Origin of the sequence: Streptomyces sp. NPDC005805 (genome assembly GCF_040630445.1) — a bacterium.
Classification (GTDB): domain Bacteria; phylum Actinomycetota; class Actinomycetes; order Streptomycetales; family Streptomycetaceae; genus Streptomyces.
In genome coordinates this window covers 132,768-140,425 of the sequence record NZ_JBEXXN010000009.1, presented here as the reverse complement: position 1 = coordinate 140,425, position 7,658 = coordinate 132,768, and the positions used below count along the sequence as shown (strand labels likewise).

The following is a 7,658-nucleotide window of genomic DNA, read 5'->3' as shown; positions in this document are numbered from 1 at the left end:
CGCCCGGTTACATTCCGAACCCGGAAGCTAAGCCTTTCAGCGCCGATGGTACTGCAGGGGGGACCCTGTGGGAGAGTAGGACACCGCCGAACAATCATTGGAAAAGGGCCCCGCCCCCTGGAGAAGGAATTCTCCGGAGGGCGAGGCCCTTTTTGCGTTCACGGCTCCTCGGGGAGGGGCCGGCAGAGAAATGTCAGAGCCGGCCCGTCGCCTTGAGCGTCAGATAGGCGTCGGCCAGGTCGGGGGCGAGCCGGTCCGGGACCGAGTCGACGACGACCACGCCGTGGCGCTGCAACTGCTCCGCGGTACGGCGGCGTTCCGCCTGGGCCCGGGTGCCGGCGGCCGCGTCGTAGACGTTCTCGATGCTGCCCCGCGCCTGCGCCATCTCGGCCACACGGGGATCCGCCACCGAGGCCACGACGACCGTGTGCCGACGCGTGAGCTGCGGAAGGACCGGAAGCAGGCCCTCTTCGATCGGTGCCGTGTCCAGGCTCGTGAAGAGGACGATCAGGGACCCCTTCGGGGCGTTCTTGAGCGCCGAGGCGCTGAGCCCACGGGTGTCCGTCTCCACGAGCGCGGCCTCCAGGGGCGCCATCGCGTCGACCATGGCAGGGAGGGTCTCGCGGGCCGAGCGGGCCGGGACGTGAGCCCTGACCCGTCGGTCGTAGGCCAGCAGTCCCGAGCGGTCGCCCGCGCGGGCGGACAGCGCGGCCAGGAGCAGCGCGGCGTCCATCGCCGCGTCGAGCCGGGGGACGTCGCCGACCCGTCCCGCCGAGGTGCGGCCGGTGTCCAGGACCATGAGGATGTGCCGGTCCCGCTCCGGTCGCCAGGTGCGGACCGCGACCGTCGTCCGGCGCGCGGTGGCCCGCCAGTCGATGGAGCGGGTGTCGTCCCCGGGCACGTAGTCGCGGAGACTGTCGAACTCGGTTCCCCGGCCCCGGGTCAGAACGCTGGTGCGGCCGTCCAGTTCACGCAGCCGGGCCAACCGGGACGGCAGGTGCTTGCGGCTGGTGAAGGGTGGCAGGACCCGGACGGTCCACGGGACCCGGTGACGCCCCTGGCGGGCGGCGAGCCCGAGCGGACCGTAGGAGCGGACGGTGACCTGCTCGGCGTGCCGGTCCCCGCGGCGGGTCGGCGTCAGCACGGTCGTCATCACGCGGCGCTCGCCCGAGGGGACGCGTACGCGCTGCCTCGACGCCGTGAGTTCGGTGCCGGTCGGCCAGCTGCTCGGCGGCCAGGCGTCCCGTACATCGGCGCGCAGCGGGCGGGGGGAGGAGTTGGTGACGGTCAGTTGGACAGCGGCATCGTCACCGAGTCGAACTGATGTATCACCGGATCGGGTGAAACGGAGCGTTCGCACTGGCGCGGCGAGGGCGTAGTCGCACAGGATGGCGATTGTGAGGGGCGCGTTGACCGCGAGCATCCCCGTCCAGCTGGGGGCGAGGATACCGACGGGCAGGGTGCCGATCGCGGCGAGGAGTGCGGTGCGTCCGGTGAGGGCCATCAGTGCCTCAGCGGGGTACGGGGACGTGGGCGAGGATCGCGGTGATGACGGAGTCGGTCGTGACTCCCTCCATCTCCGCCTCGGGCCGGAGTTGCAGGCGGTGGCGCAGTGTGGGGAGGGCAAGGGCCTTCACATCGTCGGGGATGACGTAGTCCCTGCCGGTGAGCCAGGCCCAGGCCCGGGCGGTGGAGAGCAGGGCGGTGGCGCCACGGGGAGACGCGCCCAGGGTGAGGGACGGGGATTCGCGGGTGGCACGGCAGACGTCGACGACGTAGCCGGCGATCTCGGGTGACACCGAGGTCGAGGCGACGGCGGCGCGGGCGGCCTCCAGGTCGGAGGTGCCGGCCACCGGGCGTATGCCCGCGGCGTCGAGGTCGCGGGGGTTGAAGCCCTGCGCGTGACGGGTCAGGACGCTGATCTCGTCCTCGCGCGAGGGCAACGGGACGGTGAGCTTGAGAAGAAAGCGGTCGAGCTGCGCCTCGGGCAGGGGGTAAGTGCCCTCGTACTCCACGGGGTTCTGTGTCGCGGCGACGAGGAAGGGCTCGGGAAGCAGGCGGGGTGAGCCGTCGACGGTGACCTGTCGTTCCTCCATCGCCTCCAGCAGGGCCGACTGCGTCTTGGGAGGGGTGCGGTTGATCTCGTCGGCGAGCAGGAGGTTGGTGAAGACGGGTCCCTGCTGAAAGGAGAACTCGGAGGTGTGCGTGTCGTAGACGAGAGACCCGGTGACATCACTGGGCATCAGATCGGGGGTGAACTGGACGCGCTTGGTGTCGAGTTCGAGGGAGGCGGCGAGGGCGCGGACGAGGAGTGTCTTGGCGGCACCCGGGACGCCTTCGAGCAGGACGTGGCCGCGGCAGAGCAGTGCGACGACGAGACCGGTGACGGCGGGGTCCTGGCCGACCACTGCCTTGGCGATCTCGGCGCGCAGGGCTTCCAGCGAGTCCCTGGCGCGGTCCGCCTGCTCGGTGGTCTCGGGGGTCGGGGCGCTCATGGGGTGCGTACCTCTCTTTCGAGGGCGTCGAGTTGGTCTGCCAGGTTGATCAGGGAGAGGTCGTCGTCCGGGGCGGGGCCGAAGAGCAGGGCGTGGAAGTCGCGTCCGGCGTCGGGAAGGAGGGCGGAGAGCGCGGGGAGCAGCTTCTCGGCGGAGTGGACGTCGGAGGGGGCGACGCCGAGCAGTGGGCCCAGCCGGGTGCGTGAGGCGGTGCGCAGCGAAGAGGCGGCCCGGTCCCGGGCGTTGGTCTTCCGGTAGAGCCGGGAACGCCCCTCGGTTGCCTCGGAGGCGCGGACGGCCACCGGCAGACGTTCCGTCACGAGGGGGCCGAGGCGCCGGCCGCGCCAGACGGCGGCCAGCACGGCGGCGACGGTGAGTTGGAGGGTCCCCCAGATCCAGCCCTCGGGGACGAGGTCGAGGAAGGTGCTCTCGCCGCTCGCGCCGGCGTCGCCGGCCGGGTCGCCGTCGCCTCCGTCGCCGCGGGGTTCCTCGCTCACGGAGGTGTCGCTGAGCGAGGGGATGTACCAGATCAGTTCGTTTCGTGAACCGAGAAGTTGGAGAGCCAGGGAGGCGTTTCCGTGTTCGTCCAGTCTGTCGTTGTAGAGGAGATTCGGCGCACCGAGCAGGACGGTGTCGCCACCGCCGCTGGTGTTGTCCAGCCGCAGGAGCGTCGGCAGTCCGCCGCTCGGGTAGCAGGCGTCGGCACCGGTCAGATCGGTGCGGTAGCGCTCGCCGCCGAGGTCGGCGTCGCCGGCTCGCCGGGCGGCCGGGTAGGAGCACTGCGGATCCCTGGGCGCGACCCGTGCCGGGGCGTCGGTGTCCACGTCCGGGGCCAGGACGTCCAGGGCGATGGCGTCGGGGGACAGCAGGACGGTGCGTCCCGCGGTCGCCGACATCGTGGCGCGCAGTTCGCGGAGTTGGGGTTCGCTGAGGAGATTCGGGTCCGTGACCAGAAGCGTGGCATCGGGTCCGGCGGCGGCCGTGGCCTGCGGCAGCGAGGTGACCGGGCGGACGGCGACGCCCTCCCGCTTCAGCAACTCGGCCACCGCGCGGCTCCCGGTCGGGTCCACGGACCGGGGATCGAGCCGGCCGTGCCGGCCGCCCGACTGCAGCGCGGCGATGGTGATGCCGGCGACGACCAGCAGGGCGAGCACGGCGAGCAGGCCGCGGGTCCGGGTCCACACCTGGCGTCCGGTGGGGGACAGGGAAGTGGGGGAGGTGGTCGTCATACGGGCTCTCCCGGTGCCGTGGTCTCCAGGGAGGGCTTGGTCCGTTCGATCGCGAGGTCCACGTCGCGCAGGCGCTCGTACATCCCGCGATCGGCGCTGCGGCCACCGTATGTGACGTCGTCGAAGGCCCGGGCGCCGGTGCGGAGTCCGTCGGCGTGCTGGGGCAGCGCGCGTCCCGCTTCGGCAGCGGCCTCGTCGGCGGTGCGACCGGGGCGGGGGGTGAGCAGGGCACGTTCCTCGAGAGCGCGGACGACGGCGCGCAGGCGCTCCTGGACGGCCTGGTTCCACTGGCCGGCCGCCGCGTGCTCCTCGGCCGCCGCCCGGTGCTCGGCGGCGCTGCGGGGGCCGTCGGCGAACAGGGAGTCCGGGGCGGGCGGGGTCCGCTGGGGTTTGCCCAGGCGCCACCACAGGGCGGCGCCCAGGGCGACGACGACCAGCACGATGACGACGAGGCCGGCCGGGCCCCCGGGCCCGCCCGAGAAGCCGTCGAAGAGGCCGGTCACCCAGTCCCAGAAGGCGTCGATGGCCCGCTGGAGCAGGTTGGGCTCGTGCTCCCGGTACACCGGGTCGGAGAGTTCCCGCTCCGCCGCCTCCCGTGCCGGGACACGCGGAGTGTCCACCGGCACCTCACCCCGGACGATCAGCTCGGCCGTCGCCCTCGGTCCCCCCGCCCGCAGCACCGCATCAGCCTCCGGTGGCGCGGGCGCCGCGGGAGTCGGTGCCGTACCCCGGGACGCTGGCGGCGCGGGCGAGTTCGAGGTCGAGTGCCTCGCGGCGGATGCGCTGGTCGACGTAGAGCAGCGCGGCGACCCCCGCCGAGATCGGGTAGGTCACCGAGGAGGCGATGACGGAACCGATGCCGGTGACGATCTGGAAGCTCCAGCCGAACTCCGGGGACGAGTCGCCGAGGAAGTCACTGAGGCTGATGCCGTCCACGGCGAAGGCGGCGATCGTGAACGGAATCGCGATGACCATGCTCACCAGCAGCGTCAGCAGCAGGGTCAGCGCCGTGATGCCGAAGACCCGCCACCAGGAGCCCTGCACCAGCTTGGCCGAACGGCGGAGGGAGGCGAAGACACCCTGCCGCTCCAGCACCAGAGCGGGCGCGGCGAGTGCGAAGCGCACCAGCAGCCACAGCACGACGACGAAGGCCGCGACGGCGCCGAGCACGACGAGCAGCGCTCCGCCGACTCCGCCCAGGAGCACGCCCGGCAGCATGCCGATCGTCATGATCGCGGCGGAACCGACGGGGAGGAGGAAGATCACGCCGAGGAGCAGCGGCAACCGGGGCCGGGCCTCGCGCCACGCCTCGGGCAGCGTGACCGGGCGGCCCAGCACCGAGCGGCTGATCACCACGGTGAGCAGCGCCGTGGTGAAGAGCGTGCCGATCATCGTGATCAGCATGGCCGGACCCATGCCGATCAGGGTGGCCTGCAGGGACTCGAAGGACTGGCGCAGCGCCTCCTCCGGGGAGGCGTCGGGGTCGATCTCCGGCGGGGCGGGCACCAGGTAGCGCTCCGCGAGGATGGCGGCGATCTGGGCGATCACCGAGACGGTGACGGTGACGGCCAGGATCGTGCGCCAGTGCAGCCGCAGCGTCGACACGGCGCCGTCGAGGATCTCGCCGACACCGAGGGGCCGCAGAGGGATCACTCCCGGCTTGGCGGCCGGCGGCGGGCCTCCCCAGCCGCCGCCCGGTGCCCCGCCCCACCCGTGCGCGGGGCGGCTGGGGACCTGCCGGGGACCGGGCGCGGACCACTGCCCCGGGGGCGGCTGCTCCTTGGACCACTTCGGGGAGGGACCGTCGGCGGGTGCGGCGGGGTGCGGGACGCCAGGGTTCTGTCCGCCGGAGGGGTTCTGCCCGTCGGAGGGAGCCGACCCGGGCGAGGCCCAGCCCGGAGTGTCGTTCACGGTGGTCCACCTCATGGATCGGCCGCGGTACCGGCGCTGGTGCCCGGCACGTTCACGGTGTGCGTCCACCCGGAAGGGCGGCTGGTTGGCGCCCATCGTGCCACGAGGCCGGGGGAGGCGGGCGGGGCCCGGTGTCCCCACGGTCCCTTCATTGTCGGAGCCCCACCGGGCAGACTGGTCGAATGGCTGATCAGGGCGTACAGATCACTGCTGGGAAGGTGCCGCCGCGGCTCGCGGTCCTGCGCTGGGACGAGCCGCCGGAGGGCCCGGTCCTGGTGCTTCTCGACCAGACGCGGCTCCCGGCCGAGGAGGTGGAGCTGGTCTGCACGGATGTGCCGGCGCTGGTCGGCGCGATCCAGAGCCTCGCCGTCCGCGGGGCGCCGCTGCTGGGGATCGTGGGCGCCTACGGCGTCGCTCTCGCCGCGGCCCGGGGCTTCGACGTCGACGAGGCGGCCGCACTGCTGGAGCACGCGCGGCCCACCGCCGTGAACCTGGGGCACGGGGTCCGGCTGGCGGCCGGCGCCTACCGGCAGTCCCTGGCCGCGGGCACGGGCCACGACCGGGCCGCCGAGGCCGCGCTGGCCGCCGCGCGGGAACTGCACCGGGCGGACGCGGAGGCGAGCCGGCGGATGGCGGAGCACGGCCTGGCGCTGCTGGAGGAGCTGCTTCCGGGCGGTGGGCACCGGATCCTGACCCACTGCAACACCGGTGCGCTGGTCTCCGGCGGCGACGGCACCGCCTTCGCCGTCGCGCTGGCCGCCCACCGGGCCGGTGAGCTGCGCCGCCTCTGGGTGGACGAGACGCGGCCCCTGCTCCAGGGAGCCCGGCTCACCGCGTACGAGGCGGCCCGGAACGGGATGGCGTACAGCCTGCTGACCGACAACGCCGCCGGGTCCCTGTTCGCCTCGGGGGAGGTCGACGCGGTCCTCATCGGGGCGGACCGGATCGCTGCCGACGGGTCCGTGGCCAACAAGGTGGGCAGCTACCCGCTCGCGGTGCTCGCCCGGTACCACCATGTGCCGTTCGTCGTCGTGGCCCCGACGACGACCCTGGACGCGGCCACACCGGACGGGGCCGCGATCGAGGTGGAGCAGCGTCCGGGCAGCGAAGTGACCGAGCTCACACCCCCTCGGGCGGTCACGGATGGCCAGGTCGGTGGTGGGGTGTCCGTGGCACCCCTGGGGACGCAGGCGTACAACCCCGCGTTCGACGTGACCCCTCCCGAACTCGTGACCGCGATCGTCACCGAGGAGGGGGTCCTTTCGCCGGTCACCGGAGGCGGAATCGCGGAGCTGTGTGCCAGGTCACGACAGGTAACGATTAGCTAATGGGATGATGTCGATTATGAAGGGACGAGTCCTTGTCGTCGACGACGACACCGCACTGGCCGAGATGCTCGGCATTGTGCTGCGTGGTGAGGGTTTCGAGCCGTCGTTCGTGGCGGACGGCGACAAGGCGCTGGCCGCCTTCCGGGACACCAAGCCGGACCTGGTGCTCCTCGATCTGATGCTCCCCGGGCGGGACGGCATCGAGGTGTGCCGTCTGATCAGGGCCGAGTCCGGTGTGCCGATCGTGATGCTCACCGCCAAGAGTGACACCGTGGACGTGGTGGTCGGGCTCGAGTCCGGGGCCGACGACTACATCGTGAAGCCGTTCAAGCCGAAGGAGCTGGTCGCCCGGATCCGGGCCCGGCTGCGGAGGTCGGAGGAGCCAGCGCCGGAGCAGCTGACCATCGGTGACCTGGTCATCGACGTGGCCGGTCACTCGGTGAAGCGGGACGGCCAGTCCATCGCGCTGACGCCGCTGGAGTTCGACCTGCTGGTCGCGCTGGCGCGCAAGCCGTGGCAGGTGTTCACCCGTGAGGTGCTCTTGGAGCAGGTGTGGGGGTACCGGCACGCGGCGGACACCCGGCTGGTCAACGTCCATGTGCAGCGGCTGCGCTCCAAGGTCGAGAAGGACCCCGAGCGGCCGGAGATCGTGGTGACCGTGCGGGGCGTCGGTTACAAGGCGGGACCGAGCTGAT

General features: G+C 72.6%; 7 protein-coding genes and 1 rRNA gene. 3 read left to right on the top strand and 5 right to left on the bottom strand.

Annotated features, from left to right (window positions below):
* Nucleotides 1–92 (top strand): 5S ribosomal RNA (gene rrf / locus ABZ457_RS08090); the annotation flags it as partial.
* A gap of 101 nt (nucleotides 93–193) precedes the next feature.
* Here the strand turns inward: rrf and ABZ457_RS08085 are convergent.
* From ABZ457_RS08085 to ABZ457_RS08065, 5 genes are read right to left on the bottom strand one after another with little or no spacing between them, the layout of a single operon-like run.
* The gene (locus ABZ457_RS08085) at nucleotides 194–1,504 is read right to left on the bottom strand and encodes a DUF58 domain-containing protein (RefSeq protein WP_359155144.1); all 1,311 of its coding nucleotides are present in this window, start codon (nucleotides 1,502–1,504) and stop codon (nucleotides 194–196) included.
* A 7-nt stretch (nucleotides 1,505–1,511) separates the two neighbouring features.
* Entirely contained in the window at nucleotides 1,512–2,495 is a 984-nt protein-coding gene (locus ABZ457_RS08080) for a MoxR family ATPase (RefSeq protein WP_359155142.1), read from the bottom strand.
* On the bottom strand, nucleotides 2,492–3,724 hold the full coding sequence (locus tag ABZ457_RS08075; protein WP_359155140.1) for a DUF4350 domain-containing protein: 1,233 nt from the start codon (nucleotides 3,722–3,724) through the stop codon (nucleotides 2,492–2,494). Before ABZ457_RS08075 ends, ABZ457_RS08080 begins: the two co-directional genes overlap by 4 nt.
* Complete coding sequence (locus tag ABZ457_RS08070; RefSeq protein ID WP_359155138.1) at nucleotides 3,721–4,404, bottom strand: DUF4129 domain-containing protein; 684 nt, start codon at nucleotides 4,402–4,404, stop codon at nucleotides 3,721–3,723. Before ABZ457_RS08070 ends, ABZ457_RS08075 begins: the two co-directional genes overlap by 4 nt.
* Nucleotides 4,405–4,408: 4 nt before the next feature.
* Nucleotides 4,409–5,635: a glycerophosphoryl diester phosphodiesterase membrane domain-containing protein gene (locus ABZ457_RS08065; protein WP_359155136.1), complete on the bottom strand. Its 1,227-nt coding sequence runs from the start codon at nucleotides 5,633–5,635 to the stop codon at nucleotides 4,409–4,411.
* A 182-nt stretch (nucleotides 5,636–5,817) separates the two neighbouring features.
* Between ABZ457_RS08065 and mtnA the strand changes: the two genes are divergently transcribed.
* Nucleotides 5,818–6,963 carry an S-methyl-5-thioribose-1-phosphate isomerase gene (gene mtnA / locus ABZ457_RS08060; RefSeq protein ID WP_359155134.1) on the top strand — a complete coding sequence of 382 codons (1,146 nt, stop codon included), beginning with the start codon at nucleotides 5,818–5,820 and terminating at the stop codon, nucleotides 6,961–6,963.
* 4 nt (nucleotides 6,964–6,967) lie between these two features.
* On the top strand, nucleotides 6,968–7,657 hold the full coding sequence (mtrA, locus tag ABZ457_RS08055) for a two-component system response regulator MtrA (protein WP_359155132.1): 690 nt from the start codon (nucleotides 6,968–6,970) through the stop codon (nucleotides 7,655–7,657).
* Nucleotide 7,658: the final 1 nt, after the last annotated feature.

Bases quoted from the DNA above. Each gene is read 5' to 3' on its own strand.
- ABZ457_RS08085 (WP_359155144.1), bottom strand. From the start codon at position 1,504: ATGGCCCTCACCGGACGCACCGCACTCCTCGCCGCGATCGGCACCCTG.
- ABZ457_RS08080 (WP_359155142.1), bottom strand. From the start codon at position 2,495: ATGAGCGCCCCGACCCCCGAGACCACCGAGCAGGCGGACCGCGCCAGG.
- ABZ457_RS08075 (WP_359155140.1), bottom strand. From the start codon at position 3,724: ATGACGACCACCTCCCCCACTTCCCTGTCCCCCACCGGACGCCAGGTG.
- mtnA (WP_359155134.1), top strand. From the start codon at position 5,818: ATGGCTGATCAGGGCGTACAGATCACTGCTGGGAAGGTGCCGCCGCGG.
- mtrA (WP_359155132.1), top strand. From the start codon at position 6,968: ATGATGTCGATTATGAAGGGACGAGTCCTTGTCGTCGACGACGACACC.